This is a genomic window from Segatella oulorum F0390, from assembly GCF_000224615.1.
Classification (GTDB): Bacteria; Bacteroidota; Bacteroidia; order Bacteroidales; family Bacteroidaceae; genus Prevotella; species Prevotella oulorum.
Window position 1 is genome coordinate 174,271 of the sequence record NZ_JH114217.1, and the last position, 17,660, is coordinate 191,930.

Annotated in this window: 19 protein-coding genes; 13 read left to right on the forward strand and 6 right to left on the reverse strand. The window is 50.5% G+C overall.

What is annotated here, in order from left to right:
- Nucleotides 1-57: 57 nt before the first annotated feature.
- Together HMPREF9431_RS09890 and HMPREF9431_RS09895 are read left to right on the forward strand one after the other, a co-directional pair.
- Nucleotides 58-648, forward strand: a complete 591-nt coding sequence (locus HMPREF9431_RS09890) for an HAD family hydrolase (protein WP_004381138.1) — start codon at nt 58-60, stop codon at nt 646-648.
- Entirely contained in the window at nt 617-1,015 is a 399-nt protein-coding gene (locus HMPREF9431_RS09895) for a GtrA family protein (protein WP_004381139.1), read from the forward strand. Before HMPREF9431_RS09890 ends, HMPREF9431_RS09895 begins: the two co-directional genes overlap by 32 nt.
- Nucleotides 1,016-1,239: 224 nt before the next feature.
- On the opposite strand, the gene HMPREF9431_RS09905 is transcribed toward HMPREF9431_RS09895, so the two are convergent.
- The 3 genes from HMPREF9431_RS09905 to pyrE all read right to left on the reverse strand — a co-directional run bounded on the left by HMPREF9431_RS09905 (nt 1,240) and on the right by pyrE (nt 2,922).
- Complete coding sequence (locus tag HMPREF9431_RS09905; protein WP_040561668.1) at nt 1,240-1,809, reverse strand: hypothetical protein; 570 nt, start codon at nt 1,807-1,809, stop codon at nt 1,240-1,242.
- A gap of 4 nt (nt 1,810-1,813) precedes the next feature.
- Nucleotides 1,814-2,224 carry an SRPBCC family protein gene (locus HMPREF9431_RS09910; protein ID WP_004381141.1) on the reverse strand — a complete coding sequence of 137 codons (411 nt, stop codon included), beginning with the start codon at nt 2,222-2,224 and terminating at the stop codon, nt 1,814-1,816.
- A 65-nt stretch (nt 2,225-2,289) separates the two neighbouring features.
- On the reverse strand, nt 2,290-2,922 hold the full coding sequence (pyrE, locus tag HMPREF9431_RS09915) for an orotate phosphoribosyltransferase (RefSeq protein WP_004381142.1): 633 nt from the start codon (nt 2,920-2,922) through the stop codon (nt 2,290-2,292).
- 990 nt (nt 2,923-3,912) lie between these two features.
- Between pyrE and HMPREF9431_RS09925 the strand changes: the two genes are divergently transcribed.
- From HMPREF9431_RS09925 to murI, 11 genes are all read left to right on the forward strand, one after another.
- The gene (locus HMPREF9431_RS09925) at nt 3,913-5,187 is read left to right on the forward strand and encodes a glycosyltransferase family 4 protein (RefSeq protein ID WP_040561670.1); all 1,275 of its coding nucleotides are present in this window, start codon (nt 3,913-3,915) and stop codon (nt 5,185-5,187) included.
- A complete protein-coding gene (locus tag HMPREF9431_RS09930; RefSeq protein WP_004381145.1) occupies nt 5,184-5,963 on the forward strand; it encodes a glycosyltransferase family 2 protein in 780 nt (259 codons plus the stop codon). The genes HMPREF9431_RS09925 and HMPREF9431_RS09930 overlap by 4 nt, the downstream gene beginning before the upstream one ends.
- A 90-nt stretch (nt 5,964-6,053) precedes the next feature.
- Nucleotides 6,054-6,356 (forward strand): hypothetical protein, encoded by a 303-nt coding sequence (locus HMPREF9431_RS09935; protein ID WP_004381146.1) that lies wholly within the window; start codon nt 6,054-6,056, stop codon nt 6,354-6,356.
- Between the two features lie 633 nt (nt 6,357-6,989).
- Nucleotides 6,990-8,378, forward strand: coding sequence for a DUF6242 domain-containing protein (locus HMPREF9431_RS09940; RefSeq protein ID WP_004381147.1), 1,389 nt, complete (start codon nt 6,990-6,992; stop codon nt 8,376-8,378).
- A gap of 12 nt (nt 8,379-8,390) precedes the next feature.
- Nucleotides 8,391-9,068 carry a type IX secretion system protein PorG gene (porG, locus tag HMPREF9431_RS09945; protein WP_004381148.1) on the forward strand — a complete coding sequence of 226 codons (678 nt, stop codon included), beginning with the start codon at nt 8,391-8,393 and terminating at the stop codon, nt 9,066-9,068.
- Nucleotides 9,069-9,075: 7 nt separating this feature from the next.
- A complete protein-coding gene (locus HMPREF9431_RS09950; RefSeq protein ID WP_004381149.1) occupies nt 9,076-9,837 on the forward strand; it encodes an isoprenyl transferase in 762 nt (253 codons plus the stop codon).
- 27 nt (nt 9,838-9,864) lie between these two features.
- Nucleotides 9,865-12,492 carry a BamA/OMP85 family outer membrane protein gene (locus tag HMPREF9431_RS09955; RefSeq protein WP_004381150.1) on the forward strand — a complete coding sequence of 876 codons (2,628 nt, stop codon included), beginning with the start codon at nt 9,865-9,867 and terminating at the stop codon, nt 12,490-12,492.
- Nucleotides 12,493-12,657: 165 nt separating this feature from the next.
- Nucleotides 12,658-13,200, forward strand: coding sequence for an OmpH/Skp family outer membrane protein (locus tag HMPREF9431_RS09960; protein ID WP_004381151.1), 543 nt, complete (start codon nt 12,658-12,660; stop codon nt 13,198-13,200).
- A 42-nt stretch (nt 13,201-13,242) separates the two neighbouring features.
- Nucleotides 13,243-13,746 carry an OmpH/Skp family outer membrane protein gene (locus HMPREF9431_RS09965; RefSeq protein ID WP_004381152.1) on the forward strand — a complete coding sequence of 168 codons (504 nt, stop codon included), beginning with the start codon at nt 13,243-13,245 and terminating at the stop codon, nt 13,744-13,746.
- Nucleotides 13,747-13,970: 224 nt separating this feature from the next.
- The gene (locus tag HMPREF9431_RS09975) at nt 13,971-14,486 is read left to right on the forward strand and encodes an OmpH/Skp family outer membrane protein (RefSeq protein WP_004381153.1); all 516 of its coding nucleotides are present in this window, start codon (nt 13,971-13,973) and stop codon (nt 14,484-14,486) included.
- The gene (gene murI / locus HMPREF9431_RS09980) at nt 14,486-15,319 is read left to right on the forward strand and encodes a glutamate racemase (RefSeq protein ID WP_004381154.1); all 834 of its coding nucleotides are present in this window, start codon (nt 14,486-14,488) and stop codon (nt 15,317-15,319) included. Before HMPREF9431_RS09975 ends, murI begins: the two co-directional genes overlap by 1 nt.
- 86 nt (nt 15,320-15,405) lie before the next feature.
- On the opposite strand, the gene HMPREF9431_RS09985 is transcribed toward murI, so the two are convergent.
- From HMPREF9431_RS09985 to HMPREF9431_RS09995, 3 genes are read right to left on the reverse strand one after another with little or no spacing between them, the layout of a single operon-like run.
- The gene (locus HMPREF9431_RS09985; protein ID WP_004381155.1) at nt 15,406-15,786 is read right to left on the reverse strand and encodes a hypothetical protein; all 381 of its coding nucleotides are present in this window, start codon (nt 15,784-15,786) and stop codon (nt 15,406-15,408) included.
- A gap of 16 nt (nt 15,787-15,802) precedes the next feature.
- Nucleotides 15,803-16,834, reverse strand: a complete 1,032-nt coding sequence (locus HMPREF9431_RS09990; RefSeq protein ID WP_004381156.1) for a M28 family peptidase — start codon at nt 16,832-16,834, stop codon at nt 15,803-15,805.
- 10 nt (nt 16,835-16,844) lie between these two features.
- Nucleotides 16,845-17,501 carry a DUF4294 domain-containing protein gene (locus tag HMPREF9431_RS09995; RefSeq protein WP_004381157.1) on the reverse strand — a complete coding sequence of 219 codons (657 nt, stop codon included), beginning with the start codon at nt 17,499-17,501 and terminating at the stop codon, nt 16,845-16,847.
- Between the last annotated feature and the right edge of the window lie 159 nt (nt 17,502-17,660).

Consider the following 17,660-nt stretch of genomic DNA (forward strand, 5'->3'; position numbering starts at 1 on the left):
GATGCTCCACACAGGGGCACCTTTCACGAACGATAACCCCAAAAGATTAAAAAAAATATGAAAGAAAAGGTTTACATTTTTGACTTCGATGGCACCCTCACCACGCACGACACGCTGCTGAAGTTCATCCCGTTTGTCGTGGGACGGCTGCGCTTCTATGCCGCCTTGTTGCTGTTTTCGCCCCTCTTGGTGCTGATGAAACTCAGGCTTTATAGCAACAGCCGCACCAAGGAACGGCTCTTTGCCCATTGCTTTCGCGGCATGCCCGTGGAGCAATTCAATGTGCATTGCCACAATTTCGCCCTGCAACATGCGGCGTTGTTGCGTCCCGAAGGGGCAGCGTTTGTGCGCGAGGTGCAGCGCAAAGGCCATTTGGTGATGATCGTGAGTGCCAGCATCGACAACTGGGTGGCACCGTTTTTTCAGAACGTTTTGGTGCTCGGCACGCAGATCGATGTGCGCAACGGCCGCCTCACGGGCAAGTTTCTCACGCCCAACTGCTATGGCGAGGAGAAGGTAAACCGTGTGAAAGCCGTGCTCAAACAGCCCCGCGAACACTATTATATCGTGGCCTTTGGCGACAGTCGGGGCGACAAAGAACTCCTAAGCTATGCCGATGAAGCCCATTTTAAACCCTTTCGCGCCTGAGCATCGCGCGCTCCTTGGCGAGGTGTTGCGCTTCGCTGTGGTGGGCATCACGGCCGTAGCGTTGCAATATGGCGTCTATGCACTCATGCTTTTAGTGGTCAACGCGTTCATAGCCAACACCATAGGCTATGGCGTGAGCTTCTTGTTCAACTTCTTAGCCAGCACGCGTTACACCTTCAAAGTGAAGGGATCGGCGCGCAAGGGCGTGGGGTTCGCCCTCTGCCATGTGGTCAACTATGGCCTGCAACAGCTCATCCTCCACACCGCTATCGCCCTCGGTATGGCACCCACGCTCGCTCCTTTGCCGATGTTTGCCATCACCGTGCCCCTGAATTTCGTACTCGTGCGGCTTGTGTTAAAACGTTGAAGCAAAGAGGAATAGCCCAAATGCCGGGCAATAGACGGCTCTTTTTCTCTCGAATAACACTTCGTTCTTCATCTCGTCTATGGTTACGCTTCCTTGGAAACCCATGTTCCTTGTGCCCATCGCACAAGTACAGGAATCATTTTTAATGCCCATTCTTGATTTGTTGCCATATATTTTCTTATTGATGATATAATAATCAGTATAAATGCAGTGTTTCATCGCCCTCAATTCACCGACAAAACGCCATAGGGGCCGGTGGTGTTGGCACGGTAACGGGTGAGCTTTTTGCCTTTTTCGCCTTGCACAATCAGGCCATTGTTGTTGAGACTATACTGCCGATGGCACACGTCACAGGTGGCCAATCCGCCTGCCTCAAGGCGCAAAGGGCGACTTCTTAGCGGGATCGTTTGCGGGTTAAAGCAGTTGGGACACTCGCGGTCGTAGGCATAAAATGTGGGTGGATCGTTGAGATTGCCATAGCCCACAATGAGTCCGTTGTTAAGGCCTAACATGTGGGTGCGTTGCAAATCGACGGCCGAAAGGGGAGTGGCTGTCGTGCGACCGGCCGTGTTGTGGCACACATATTGATTCACTCCGCCTTGCATCTGCTGGCGGATGGTGCAGAAAATGCCACTGTTGGGTACCATGGCTTCGGCCAAAGCATCGTTGTGGTGCAGACTGTTATCGAACACAAAAAAGATGCGTTCGCTGCTAAATTCGTTCTCCACGGGGCCGCATGCTGCCCACAGCAGCGCCGAAAGACCGATGAAGAGCAACCTGAAAGATTGCCCCATGCGCCTATTCATAGTGGATGAGCTGCAACACATCGGCAATCTTTTCGATGCCTTCTTGCAGCGGTTTGGCCACCATACCCTTGATAAAAGGGTTGAGGTCGGCCTTAATGGTGAGCTTCATCTTGCTGGTTTGCGCATCGACCGCCACCAGCTGAATCCAGAAATTAAACGACACCATGCTTTCTTCGCTGGCAAACTTGATGGTTTTGGGCACTTCGCGTTCCACAATGCGCATTTTGATGTCGCCCACAGGCGTATGCACCGACAGCGTGTCGGCATCGAAATGCAAGTCTTTTATCTTGTCTTCGGGCAACTTGTCGCGCACCTTTTCGATGTTGGTTAAGTCGCTCAGCATGTTGAAAACTTGCTGTTGGGGGTAGTTTATCTGTCGAACTGTACTTTCAAATGTTGTCATTTTTCTTATGCTTACATGCTGCCTTGGCACTAAAGCCAGGCAGGTGTTTGGGGGAAAAGCGGGTGTTACACGTTCCAGTGAGCCGGATCTTTGCGCCATTGCTGCAACAATGCCACCTCTTCTTCGCGGACATAGCCCGTGGCCCGCGCCTCTTCAATCACATGTTCGTAGTCGGTTAGCGTGGTCAGCGCCACGTGAGCTTCGCTGAAAGCCTGCTGGGCTACGGGGAAACCATAGGTGAAGCTGGCCACCATGCCCAACACCTCGGCCCCCTGTTGGCGCAAGGCTTCCACGGCTTTCAAGCTGCTTCCGCCCGTCGAGATGAGGTCTTCTACCACCACCACCTTCGCTCCTGCGGGCAATTCGCCTTCGATGAGGTTGGCCAAACCATGGTCTTTGGGTTTCGAGCGCACATAGACAAAGGGCAAATGCAGCTCTTCGGCCACCAAAGCGCCTTGCGCAATGGCGCCCGTTGCCACGCCAGCAATGGCCTCAACCTGAGGATGTTGCGCCAAGATGGCATGCACCAGTTCCAACTTTACATAACTTCTGAGCTGGGGAAACGAGAGCGCTTTGCGGTTGTCGCAATAGATAGGCGAATGCCAACCCGATGCCCACGTGAAGGGATTTGCGGGTTGTAGCTTGATGGCTTGCACCTGTAAGAGTTTCGATGCAAAATCTTTTTTCAGTTGATTCATGTTGTAACGCTTCTAACGATTGTTTTGCAAAGATAGTTTTTTTATGGTAGAGCACCAATTTTTAATCTCGTTTTTTCTGTTGAGGTGGGGCTAAGGCGGGCGGAAAGTGGTGCAGATTTTCGGGTAATATGCACCATTTTTCGGGGCAAAAACATGGAGGTTGTCGGGCAATCTCTACGATATTGTCTGGTGATAGGAGTCGGGTGGAAAGATAATAGGGGAGAGCAGGGGTGACGGCTCGGCCTTGTTGTGCGCCCGGGGTAGGCGCGTTTCTCGGCAATCCATTGGCTATCAAAGGCGTATTGAACTTCTGCTGCGCCATCATCGGTGTGGAATTATAAAGTGACGGACATAAAAAAAGCCAACAATCAAAAATGAATGCTGACCTTTTTTATTTTAAAGAAAAACTCTTTCAAAATATAATGGTAACCTCACGGTCCCCATTATTATCCTTTTAACAATCTATTAAACTTTACCTTTTAAATAACTAAAACCTAAACTAAATACTACTAACCTAAACAATCTATTAACCTTTTGTGATTGCAAAGTTAGGGGATTGCTGAGAAACCCGCAAGCATTTGAACGAAAATGATGCACTTTTTTGCTTTTTCTTGATATAAATCAAAAGTTTAAACGTAAAAAGGCTTAGAAAAATCCCAAAATAAGTATGTGTGGCTTATAAATTCGTTTTCAACGCAGCCGTTGCACTTCATTCCGTAAACAGCACAAAGGCTTTGAAAACAATCTTGCAGAATGGGGAAAAAGCGGAAAAGATGTGCCCACGAAGAAAAGAATGAAAGAAAAACTATACCTTTGCATAAGCAAGTGCCAATGAGCGTCATGAACATGAATGTTCGAATGGCAGAGTGCCGCCTTGCTTATGCAAAGCCGGGCAGCAAGATTGAAATTCAGGCCCTTTATATATATAAGGTGGAAAAGATGGCGCAGCGAACAGGTGGCAGCCGCATGGCTACAGACAGAAAGAAACGCATGAGAGTTTTAATTGTAAACACAAGTGAGCGCATCGGAGGAGCTGCTTTGGCGGCCAATCACCTCATGGATGCCCTCAACAACAATGGCGTTAAGGCAACGATGCTTGTGCGCGATAAGCAGACAAGTGACATCACCGTGGCGACATTGCCCCATTCTTGGCGCAATCGATTGCGCTTCCTTTGGGAGCGTTGGTGCGTGTTTTGCCACCTACATTTCAGCCGAACGCATCTCTTTGAAGTCGATATCGCCAACACAGGTGCCGACATCACGGCTCTACCCGAATTTAAATCGGCCGACATTATCCACCTGTCGTGGATCAACCAAGGCATGCTCTCGCTGAAAAGCATTCGCAAAATCCTGTGCAGTGGCAAGCCCGTTGTGTGGACGATGCACGACATTTGGCTCGCCACAGGCATCTGTCATGTCACGCTCGACTGCACACATTTCCACACCACTTGCGGGCATTGCCGACTGCTTCCGCATGGAGGTTCGCGGCACGACCTATCCTATCGGGTGTTCATGCGCAAGAAAAAGCTGCTGCACGGCGCACCGATTTCCATCGTTACGTGCAGCCAATGGCTTGCCGACGAGGCGTGCAAGAGCGGCATTCTCGCCCATCAGACAATACAAGCCATTCCCAATCCCATCGACACCCGCGTGTTTCGTCCCGGCAATCAGCAGCAGGCTCGCGAGCGAATGCGGCTGCCACAGGACAAGAAAATCGTTCTGTTTGCCGCCCAACGTGTGAGCAATCCCAACAAAGGTTTCTTCTATCTTTGCGACGCCTGCCACAAATTGGCTGCCGAACACCCCGAGATGCTGCAGACAACGGCCATTGCTGTGATGGGCGAAGCGCGCGGAAAATTAGCCGATATCTTCGACTTCGAGATTTATAACCTCGGCTATCTCAGCGACACCCAGCAGTTAGTGGCCTGCTACAACGCTGCCGACGTGTTTGTTTTGCCCTCGCTTTCCGAGAATCTTCCCAACACCATCATGGAAGCTATGGCCTGCGGTGTGCCGTGTGTAGGCTTCGATGTGGGCGGCATTCCTGAGGAAATCGACCACCGGCAAAATGGGTATGTCGCACAATACCGCAGCGTTGACGACTTAGCGCGCGGTCTTCGCTGGGTGCTTTGCGAGGCCGATTATGACCAGTTGCGCCGCGAAGCGCTGCACAAAGTGGCCACACACTACTCGCAACAGGCGGTGGCCAAGCAATATATTGAAGTCTATCGGCAAGCATTGACCCACAAAAACCCCTACCTATGATTACATTTTCGATCATCACCTGCACGTTTCAAGCCGAAAAAGAGATCCAACGCACCCTCGAAAGTGTGGCGCAACAAACCTATCCGCATGTAGAACATGTGCTCGTAGATGGTGCATCGCGGGACCAAACCACCACGCTCATCGAGGCGTATATCGCTGCACAACGCACGCAACCCGAGTCGCTTCACCGCACGGTTTACCGCTCGGAACCCGACAAAGGACTCTATGACGCGATGAACAAAGGGCTGCAACGCGCCACGGGCGATTATGTGTTGTTTCTCAATGCTGGCGACACCTTTCCCCAAACCGACACCCTTGAGCAAGTGGCCGGTGCCGTTGGCGAGGGCGAAGTGCTGCCCGGTGTGCTCTATGGCGACACCGATGTTGTGGACAATACGGGGCGTTTTCTGCGCCATCGCCGTCTCGTGCCGCCCGAAAACCTGTCGTGGCGCGACTTCAAATGGGGCATGTTGGTGTGCCATCAAGCCTTTTATGCCCGCACAGACCTTGCACAACGCACGCCTTATCGTCTGCAGTTTGGCCTTTCGGCCGACGTGGATTGGTGCATCCGTGTGATGAAAATGGCCGAGCAAAAAGGCCTCGTTTTGCGTCCCATCCATGCCGTTGTGGTCAACTATTTGGATGGCGGCATGAGCATAAAACATCACCGATCGTCGCTCAAAGCGCGCTTCCATGTGATGCGCACACACTATGGTTTGCTCACCACTTGCGCGGTGCATCTGTGGTTTCTAATTCGAAGTTTTTTGCGAAAATAAGTTTAAAATAGTTTGCTTTTTCGTAAATCCTTTCTTCAATTTGAAAGAATACACTACTTTTGCAGCAATCAATTTTAAAACAACAAAGTTATGAAGAAGATGATTTTAAGTGCAACCCTGTTGGTTGCCGCATTTAGTTTTGCAACAGCACAAAACGTAAAGAACGCCGATAAGAAAGAAAACAAGACCGAACAGTGCGCTAAAGACAAGAAGCAATGCGCCGAGAAGAAGGATTGTTGCAAAGAAAAGAAGGCTTGCTGCGACCAGAAAAAGGCCGACCAAAAGCCTTGTTGCAAGAAAGATGCTGCAAAGAAGCAGTGCGACAAGCAACAGCAATGCGGCGGAAAGGCTGCTGTAAAGAAGTGCGACAACAAGCATCAATGCAACAAATAGGTTGTTGCCAAGAGGTTTGATTAAGAGGTTTGTAAAAGCAAACAAGAAAGAACATTAGCTTTTAATGTAGGGGCGCACGACCATTTTTGATGGGGATGCGCCCCCTTTTTGTGTGCTGTTGCGTGGCAGAACGCTGCACACCGGCCCGCGTTTGCTTTCACATTGCTCACCCATCAGGCAGCTTGCGGGGCGCCATTTCGTGCCGACTTACGCGTAAGTCGCGCTGCTTTTGCTCGTTTTGCCTCGACTTACGCGTAAGCAAGCCCACTTTTTGCCATTTCAACCCTGCTTACGCGTAAGTCGAAGCGTTTTTACTTTTTTCGGCGTGACTTACGCATCAGCAGGCCCATTTTTGCTCTTTTTGTGCCGACTTACGCGTAAGTCGCTCCATTTTGCCTTGATTTAGCCCTGCTTACACGTAAGCAACACCGCTTTTTGTGGCCGCAACAGAGGTGGCTTCGGCAAGCCTTTCCGTTTTAGTAAAACAAACTTAAAAAACAAATGATTAAGCCTTAATTTGCATAATTAAGCCCACAAAACGCCCACTATTTGCAGAATTCTACTTAAATTTGCAGCCAAAAATCAGTCGAATAACAGGATTTACTCCTGATTTCCCATTAGGAAAGCAATGCAATGAAACAGAAATTATTCCTCTTCACCATATATTGCACCACACTGTGTGCGCTGACTTCGTGCTTGAAAAGTAGCGATAACGACGGCATCATCTATCATGATGCGGCCATTACGGCTTTCTCTGTGGGTACACTCAAATACAACAGGTTGGTGAACGACAAGCGTGGCAACGACTCTATCGCCCACACTACGCTCAATGGTGCAACCTATCGCTTTTATATCGATCAGCTTCGGCACGAGATTTACAATGCCGACTCGCTGCCCTATGGTGTCGATGCGAAGAAAGTGGTGTGCAGTCTTGCGGCCAAAAACGGTGGCGTGGTGGTCTATCAGCCCGCAGGTTCCACCGAGTTCAAGTATTTCTCGACCAACGATTTCATTGATTTCACGCAGCCACGCACGTTTCGTGTCTATAGTCCCGATGGCAGTTCGGCCTACAACGACTACACCATTCGCGTGAATGTGCGCCGCTATCCCGAAGGAAGATTTGCGTGGAATGCCACCGCCTACGCCGCTTCTGCCTTGCAAGGGCTCACGATGATGAAGGCCGTGGCGCTCAATCATCGTCTCTTTGTCATGGGCTTTAAGAACGGACAGGCGCACCTTTATGCCACAGCCAACAACCAACCCACGGGCTGGAGCGAGCTAACAATGAACGTTGTGATGGGCGAAACGGCCGTGAACAGCCTCACAACTGACGGGCAACACCTCTTTACTTATAGCAACGGCGGCGTGTATCGCAGTGCAGACGGGCAGACATGGCAGCTCATGGGCACGCCTACGCTGCAACAAATCGCGGGCTATGACGACGGAAAGCTCTATGCTGTGGGCGCAGGAGCCTTGCTCGTTTCGGCTGACAATGGAGCCAACTGGACCGCCGAAACGCTGCAAGACAACAGCAACGACCTACCACAAAGCTGTCTTCACCTGCTGTCTTTCGCCTCAAGAGTGAATGCCCATGTGCACAATCTCGTGCTCATCGGCAACCCGGCAACAAGTGTTTCCACCGGCGCACAGGCGCAACTCTGGAGCACTACCCTCAACAATGCCGCCGCAACCCACGCATGGAGCTACTATGGATTGGCGCAATCGACATGGCAAGCGCCACGCTTAGCACAACTGCAAGTGGTGAAAATCGGCGACAACCTCATTGCCTTTGGCGGACAAGGCCTCGGAACCAACACGCAAACCGCGTTTAAGCAGTTCTATGTCAGCGGCGATCAAGGTCTCACTTGGCATCAGAATGCCGACCTAAAGAAGCCAACCGGCTTCGAAAGCAACGAGCTTGCGGCAACCATTGCCCTCGATGATGAACAAAATGTGTGGCTCATCACCTCGAAAACGGGTAAGGTGTGGAAAACCAATACGGCTGGTTTGCGCAACCCATAAAATCGTTTCATCGTGCGAACAACCCTATTTACGCTCCTTTTCAGCCTGCCGTTTACGACCCTTGCGGCACAAACCGACGACCAATATCTCATGGAGATGGGCGGCGGAATAGGCTTATTGGGCTATTTAGGCGACTACAACAACAACCTCACTCGTTGCTTACAACCGATGTTTGCACTATCGATGCGCCGCAATTTCAATCCCTATACGGCCATAGAATGGGGCGCAGGCATCGGTCAACTGAAAGGAAAAGCGCGTCAGGCAACCACATACACGCCGACAATGGGCCGTTATCCGGCTCAGTTTAGCCACACGTTGGTCGACGCACATGCCACCTTTGAGTATCATTTTTGGCCTTATGGCACCGGCCATGACTACTATCATGCGCAACGTTTCACACCCTATCTCTTCGCAGGTGTGGGCGCAACCTATGTCAATGGCACGCAGAAAAAGCTTTTCACGGCCAATATTCCGCTCGGAATCGGTGTAAAATATAAAATCAACAAGCGCGTCAATGCGGCACTCTCGTGGGCTATTCATTTCGCCACGAGCGACAAGTTGGACGGCATAAAAGACCCCGTTGGCATTCCATCGAGTGGACTTTGGAAGAATACGGATGCCTATTCGATGCTGCAATTCGCACTCACCTACAGTTTCAAAGCAAAGTGTGCGACGTGTAATAAAGATTAGAATCGTTATGAATGAATTGTCGTTAGATAGAACAAAAATTCCACAACACATAGCCATCATCATGGATGGCAACGGGCGTTGGGCGGCAGAAAAGGGACAACCCCGCCGCTATGGCCACCAAGCTGGCGTTGATGCGGTGAAGAAAATTGCTGCCGAAGCCACACGCCTCGGTGTGAAATATTTGACGCTCTACACCTTTTCGACCGAGAATTGGAACCGTCCTGCCGACGAAATCAGTGCACTCATGGGCTTAGTGCTCACCTCTTTAGAAGATGAAATCTTTATGAAGAACAACGTGCGCTTTCGCGTAATGGGCGAGCTTTCGCGCTTACCTGAAGACGTAAGACAGAAACTTCACGAGACAGAGGAGCGCACAAAGCACAACGACACCATGACGATGGTGGTGGCATTGAGTTACAGTTCGCGTTGGGAAATCACGCAAGCCGTGCAAAAAATCGTAGCCGAACAGCAGGCAGCACGGCAAGAAGGCCGGCCTGAACCGCCCATTACCGAAGAGACTTTGGCGCAACACCTGTGCACAAACTTCATGCCCGACCCCGATTTACTCATTCGAACGGGGGGCGAACTGCGCGTGAGTAACTATCTGTTGTGGCAGATAGCCTATTCAGAACTCTATTTCTGCGACACCTATTGGCCAGACTTTAAAGAAGAAGATCTGCACAAAGCCATCGCAAACTATCAGCATCGCCAACGCCGATTTGGCAAAACGGGCGCACAAATCGATGCTGAAGCACCCACAAACAAGTAAGAACAACGTTTCGAAATAGTATCGATAATGAACAATATAAGAAAGGTAATTTTCATCTTAGCTGTTGGGTTTGCCCATCACACAGCCCTCTATGCACAAGACAAAATCGTGTTTCCCGACATTTCCTATGCCGGAACGCCGCGCGTTTGTGTGATAGGTGGCATCAAAGTGTCGGGCATTCAAGGCTATGAAGATTACATGCTCACGGGCATCTCGGGCCTGCAAGTGGGACAAGAGATAACCGTTCCGGGAGCCGATATCACCAATGCCGTGAAGCGTTATTGGCGACATGGGCTGTTTTCCAATGTGCAAATCTCGGCCGATTCGATTGTCGGCAACAAGATTTATCTCAACATTGCCTTGCAAACACGCCCTCGGGTGTCGACCATTAACTACACCGGACTGAAGAAAAGCGAGCGCGACGACATGGAGAACAAGTTGGGGCTGCTGAAAGGTTCGCAGATAACGCCCAACATGATTGACCGTGCTAAGATTTTAGCTAAGCGCTATTTCGACGATAAAGGATTTAAAAATGCCGAAATCAACATCACACAACGCGAAGATGTGGCCAACAAAGGGCAAGTCATCTTGGATGTGAATGTGGATAAAAAGCAGAAGATGAAGGTGCGCCACATCATCATTGAGGGCAACAAAGCGCTCACCCTGACGCAGATAAAAGGTGGACTGTTAAAGAAAGGTGCATTTGCAAAAATCCATGAAGCCGGCACCTTGGGCAGCTTTTTAAAAGCAAAGAAATTCACACCCGAGCGCTGGGAAACCGACAAGAAGAACCTCATCGACAAATATAATGAGAATGGTTTCCGCGACGCGACCATCTTAAAAGACAGCGTTTGGACGGCAGACAACAACCACGTCAATGTGTATGTGAAGGTAAAGGAAGGCCAACGCTACTACCTGCGCCATGTCACTTGGGTGGGAAACACGGTCTATCCCACCGAACTGCTCAAGACAAAGCTCGGCATGAAGAAAGGAGATGTCTACAATCAGAAGCTGCTTACCAAGCGCGTCAGTTCGGATGACGATGCCATCTCCAACCTCTATTACAACCATGGCTACGTGTTTTCGCACATCGAGCCCACCGAAGTCAACATCGATGGCGACTCCATCGACCTTGAAATGCGCGTCACCGAGGGTCCACAAGCCTATTTAAGTCATGTGCGTATCAACGGAAACACGCGCCTTTATGAGAATGTTGTGCGTCGAGAACTGCGCACAAAGCCCGGCGATCTCTTCTCACGTGAGGCGCTGATGCGCTCCTTGCGCGAGATACAATCCATGGGTCATTTCGATCCCGAGAAGAGTTCGAACCCCGATGTGACGCCCAATCAAGACGATGGAACCGTGGATATTACCTACAACCTCGAGCAAAAGAGCAACGACCAGGTGGAGTTCTCGTTGGGATGGGGACAGACTGGTGTCATCGGTCGCGTGGGATTGAAACTCAATAACTTCTCGATGGCCAACCTCTTCCGCAAGAATAAAGAGCATAGGGGCTTTATGCCTATTGGCGATGGCGAGGTGTTGAGCCTCGGTGCACAGACGAATGGTAAATATTATCAAAGCTATAACGCCAGCTACTCCACCAACTGGCTCGGCGGAAAGCGCCCCAATCAGTTCAGTCTTGGCGGCTATTTCAGCAAGATGACCGATGTCTCGAGCAACTATTACAACGATGCCTACCGCCAAAACTACCTCAGTTCCTACTACGGCAACTACGGCTATGGCTACAATTCGGGCAGCTTCTATCAGAATTATCTCGATCCCGACACCTATATGTTGAACTATGGTGTCAGCGTTGGATGGGGAAAACGCTTGCGGTGGCCCGACGATTACTTTGTGCTCTCCGCGCAGTTGGGCTATCAACGCTATGAGTTGAAGAACTGGAAATACTTCCTCATGAGCAACGGTGCAGCCAACAACCTCAACTTGAGCATCTCGTTGAGCCGCACATCAACCGACAATCCGCTCTTTCCCCGTTATGGTTCTGACTTCACAGCCAGCGTAACTGTTACGCCACCTTGGAGCCTTTGGAACAAAAAAGACTATCGCCACTTGGCGATGAACCCCAACTCGCCGACCTTCTCTGACGAACAACAAGAGAAATATCGGTGGATAGAATACCACAAATGGAAGTTTAAAGCCCGCACATACACGGCATTAAGCGGCGGACAGAAGTGCTTTGTGCTCATGACTCGCATGGAACTTGGCCTCTTAGGCAGCTACAATAAATATAAGAAATCGCCCTTCGAAACCTATTATGTCGGTGGTGATGGCATGAGCGGAAGCTCTTCAACCTATGCCGATGAGACCATAGGACTGCGCGGATATGAAAACGGTTCGCTCGCTTATAATGGCTATGCCTACGACCGTTTCTCCATGGAGTTGCGCTATCCCTTGATGCTTGGCAACACCACCATCTATGGACTGGGGTTTGTTGAGGCCGGAAACGCATGGGATGACACCCGCAAATTCAATCCCTTCGACATGAAACGCAGTGCCGGTCTCGGCGTGCGCATCTATCTTCCCATGGTGGGTTTGATGGGTATCGACTGGGCTTACGGTTTCGATCGCGACAACGTCAACAACCGAAAAGGTGGCAGTCAGTTCCACTTTATTTTAGGACAGGAATTTTAAAATAACTCATATAAAAAGTAAAAGCATGCAGATGGGATGACAAAAGCTATCGAATGGTGTCACAATGCAGTGCACTTTATGCCGCAATATGGCGCACTTTGCGATGCCTTTCGGTAACGCACTCATCCGCAGGACTATAAAACAACAAGAAGAAAGGATGTGAACATGAAACAGAACCCCATTCGAAAAAATGGTTTGCGCCTGTTGATGGCGCTGCTTGCCATGGCGCTCTTGCCCGCAATGGCACACGCACAGAAGTTTGCTTTGATTGACATGGAATATATTCTAAAGAATATTCCCGCCTATGAGCGCGCCAATGAACAACTCAATCAAACCAGCAAAAAGTGGCAAGCTGAGGTCGAAGCCCTCAACAACGAGGCCAGCACGCTTTATAAGAACTATCAAAACGAGATGATGTTTCTCTCGCAAGAGCAGAAAAAGGCTAAGCAAGAGCAAATCATGAACAAGGAGAAAGCTGCTGCCGACCTCAAGAAACGCTACTTCGGTCCCGAGGGAGAGCTTTTTAAAAAGCGCGAAAGTCTCATGGCTCCCATACAGGAAGAGGTGTATAACGCTGTGAAAGAGGTGGCCGATTATCGGGGCTATAGCCTCGTGCTCGACCGTTCCAGCGACCAAGGCATCATCTTTGGCAGCCCCAGAATCGACATTTCCAACGAGGTGTTGCAACGCTTGGGCTACAATCGGTAGAAAGAATGATTTAATTAGTATAAACAATAAAAATAAAACAACATGAAGAAGTTAGTTTTAATGTTGCTCATGTTTGCACCTTTAGCAACATTTGCACAACAGAAATTTGGTCACATCAACGCACAGGAAGTGATGTCACAAATGCCCGAGTTCATCAAAGCACGCGGCGAAATGGAAGCCAAAGCAAAGCAATATGAGAACGATCTCAAAGCCATGCAAGATGAATTGCAGCGCAAGAGCCAGGAGTACGACAAGAACAAGTCGACGATGAATGCTACCAAACAGCAGGAGACCGAGACCGAGCTCAACAACCTCTATCAAAAGTATCAGCAGGCTTTGCAAGACAATCAACAGTCGTTGGCCAAGGAGCAGCAGGACAAAATGCAGCCCATCACCACCAAATTGGTAAACGCTATCAAGGCTGTTGGCCAGGCAGGTGGCTATGTTTACATCATGGACACCAGCGCAGGCATCCCCTACATCAGCACTACTTTGAGCAAAGATGTTACGGCTGACGTAAAAGCGCAGCTCAACAAGATGAAATAAAACAGCGCCAACCGCGCAAAAAAGAGGAGATGCCGAGACGCAGAACACACTTCATCGTGTGCCGATAGCGTATGAGATGCAGGGCATCAGCCATGTGGACGCCCGAAAGGTGCGTCCCTGCTTTCGTATCAGGAATGTGACTCGACATGTCCTCTTCGTGTTTTTCAACGGCCAACACCATGCCGATGGCCTTGCAACGGCATGCTCAACAACCCATTATCAAGATGAAGAAAACATTTTTATTGCTCGCCTTCGCCTGCGTTTGCACGCTCGTGCAGGCACAAACCAATTTCAAATATGGCTATCTGAGCTTTACAACCGCCCTCAAAGCCATGCCCGATTATGCTGCAGCCGAACGCAATTTGGCCGACTTAAAAGCCAAGTATAAAGCCGAAGCACAGCGCGTAGAAGATGAGTTCAACAAGAAATATGAGCTCTTTTTAGACGGTCAGCGCACGTTTCCGCTACCCATCTTGCGCAAACGTCAGGCCGAAATTCAAGAGCTTTTAGAGAAGAATGCGGCCTTTGCTGCCGAGTCTAAACGACTATTAGAGCAGGCTGAGCAAGACGCTAAAGCACCGGTTTTGGCACGCTTGCGCACCATTCTTAACCGCATTGGCACCGATCGCGGCTATGCTTTCATCCTCAACACCGACAATGATGCCGTGCCTTTCGTCAACAAAGCGATGGGTGAAGACATCAATGCCTTGGTAAAGGACATCGTTAATCGCCAGCAGTGATGCCCCTTTCGCAACAACCCGGTCCCATAGGGGTGTTCGATTCGGGCTACGGCGGGCTCACTATCCTACATAGCATCCGCCAACAGCTGCCGCAATACGACTACCTTTATTTGGGAGACAATGCGCGTGCGCCCTATGGTACACGCTCGTTTGACGTGGTTTATCAGTTCACCCGCCAAGCAGTCATCAAACTTTTTGAGTTGGGTTGCCAACTGATTATCTTAGGTTGTAACACCGCATCGGCCAAGGCTTTGCGCAGCATTCAGCAGCGCGATCTGCCTCATCTCGATGCCAATCGCCGTGTATTGGGCGTCATTCGACCGACAGCTGAGGTCATCGGGACGCTCACATCGAACAACCATGTGGGGCTCTTGGCCACCGAAGGCACCGTGAAGAGCAATAGCTACACGCTCGAAATACAGAAACTTTGGCCGGCAATCAAGGTCACAGGTGTGGCTTGTCCGTTCTGGGTTCCATTGGTAGAATATGGCGAAGCCGACAGTCCCGGGGCCGATTATTTTGTGAAAAAACGAATGGATGAGCTGATGGCGCGCGACCCTCTCATCGATACTGTCATCTTAGGTTGCACGCACTATCCGCTGTTGCTGCCCAAGATTAAGAAATATGCCAGCCCCAATGTGCGCATTGTTCCGCAAGGTGAATATGTAGCCCATAGCCTTCAGGACTACCTCTCGCGCCATCCTGAAATGGAAAGCAGGGTCACCAAGGAGGGAACCTGCCACTATCTGACCACCGAAAATCCCTTGAAATTCCAGGAAAGTGCACAAATTTTCCTGCACGAAAAGGTGGGTGTGGAGCACATCGCCCTGTAAATTCTACCTTTAAAAAGAAGCGTTTGCACCCCGTTGCAGCGCATCATTGCGCATGCAACAGCACAAGACGCAAGGAAAAGCCACCGCTATTCGGCCGTTTTTCCTTGCGTTTCGTTTTCCCATTGCTGCCACTCTTCCATGGCTTGTTGCCAATCGGTGGCACCATTGTCGAGGGCTTCTTGCTGCCGTTCAGCAGCTTCGCGGGCACGAACCTGCTCCCATTTCGCCTTCATGGCAGCGATGGTGGCCTCGTCTAAAATCTGAATGGCACCGCGATCGATAGCGGCTTGCAGTTCGGTTTCGCCGAAAGCCTTGCCGGGTTGGTTGAAATCTGAGATGCTAAACCCATAGCCGACGCGCAAATCATGGCGCACTAATTTCTGTTTTAAACGGTTACCGGCGTTCTTAAGGCGCAGCAACTTCTTGATTTCTGCAATCTCCTTGGCCGAGAATTTGTTTCTTCCCATGTGCAAAAAACCTCTACTATGGCTGTTCAGAATAAATCACCTGCACCATGGTTTGCCCCACTGCACGCAGCGTTTGCTTGTCGATATTCGCCATGTTGTCGGCCATTGTGTGCCAAGTGGGGCCGAAACTACTCTGCCGACAATCGGGATAAAACGGAATAATGTCAATCGTTGGAATGCCCGCCAATTCATTTACGGGCACGTGATCGTCGATAATGCCGCCACCATCTTGCTTGAGAAAGAACGAGCCAAAGCCCACTTGCCGAGCCGCACGCCACACTTTTTTCACCACGTCGGGGGCATATTCCAGCGATTTCAACTCGCGATAGAACTGCGCTCCCATGCCACCTACCATGTCAAGCAGCACACCAAAGCGCGGCTTCACCGCGGCATCATAATGACTGGCCCAATATTGTGCGCCCAAAGCCCACGTCGACTCGTTGTCGGGTTGCGACGACCACTGCGGCGTTCCCCAATCTTCGGCATCGAAACAAACGAAATCTATGCCCACATTGGTGTTGAGCTTGCCATCTTGTTGAATGGTTCTGGCCAACTCAAGCATCACGGCTACGCCACTGGCTGCATCGTTAGCTGCCAAGATAGGCTTGCGCCATTGCGTGCTGTCGGGGTCGTTATCGGCCCAAGGACGGCTGTCCCAATGGGCGCAAAACAGCAATCTCGTCTTGGCTTTGGGATGAATGTGGGCGATGATATTCGTGCTGCGAAGTGGCGTTCCGTCATAACCTTTGAGCACAGCTTTCTGCGTTTCCACCGTACAGCCATAGCGTTCGAACTGCGCCACAATCCACTTTTCGCAGCGGTCGTGACCATTGCTGTTCATATCGCGTGGGCCAAAAGCACATTGTGCCGCCGTAAACGCATAGGCACTGTCGGCATTAAACGTGGGACCCACGGGCGAAAATTTCTCCACTTCGGCCGTCTCTTCCACATCAGCCGATGCCGTTTGATGCGTTTTATACCAGCGCAGACCACCCAAAACCACTGCGGCGACCATCACTCCCATTGCTATTTTCATTGTCTTCTTCATACGTTCGTTGTTACAACTGCCCCGCTTCCACCATCAACACCACGCGTTCGGTGAGGCGATCCACGCCCGTGGGGTCGTATTTCTTGGCCAAACTCGCACCGAAAGTCCATGCAAAAGCCTGCCAAAAGCCCGCACGCACGGGACCTAAAACGGCCTGCAACGTGCCATAAGCCGAGTTGCCTGTCTCTCGATAAACCAACTTGATGAGCAGCTTTCCCTGCTGATAAGTGAGCTTTTTCATGCGTGGCGAATACTCCTCCTTGATGCTTTTCTCCACATAGGCCAAATGCTTGTCCTTGGCTTTCTTGTTGGGCAGCGTCTGAATGTAGTCGTAGGTCTCCACAATAATGCGGTTCACCTCTTTGGCAATGGGCAGCACCTTCTTCACGTTATACACCAAACGGTTGTAGGCCTGCCGCTGCTCTTCGTTTTGAAACGTGGGCTGTGGATAAACATAGATGTTGTTGAGCTCGACATATTGCACGGAGTCTCTGCCCAAAAGCACCTTGCCCACCCGCACCATTGGCACGAAAGTGGGGTCGTCCATGTCGACAGGTCGATCCTCGGGAGCCACCGCATGCGCCGCCCCTTTCTCGTCTTTCACCTGCGCTTTCGCCTGCTGCCCCGCAACAGTGAGCATCAACAACCAAAGGATGTTCCACTTCATCATGCCGCAAAATTACAGATATTTTCGCACATTCGCCCACAAAAGCCTTTAAATATCGTGAGAAATTGCGCGGGAAAAGCATGCAGATTGTGCGGCAAAAGCATGCAGATTGGAGGGTAATTGCATGTAGATTGCGCAATAAAAGCATGTGTTTTTGTA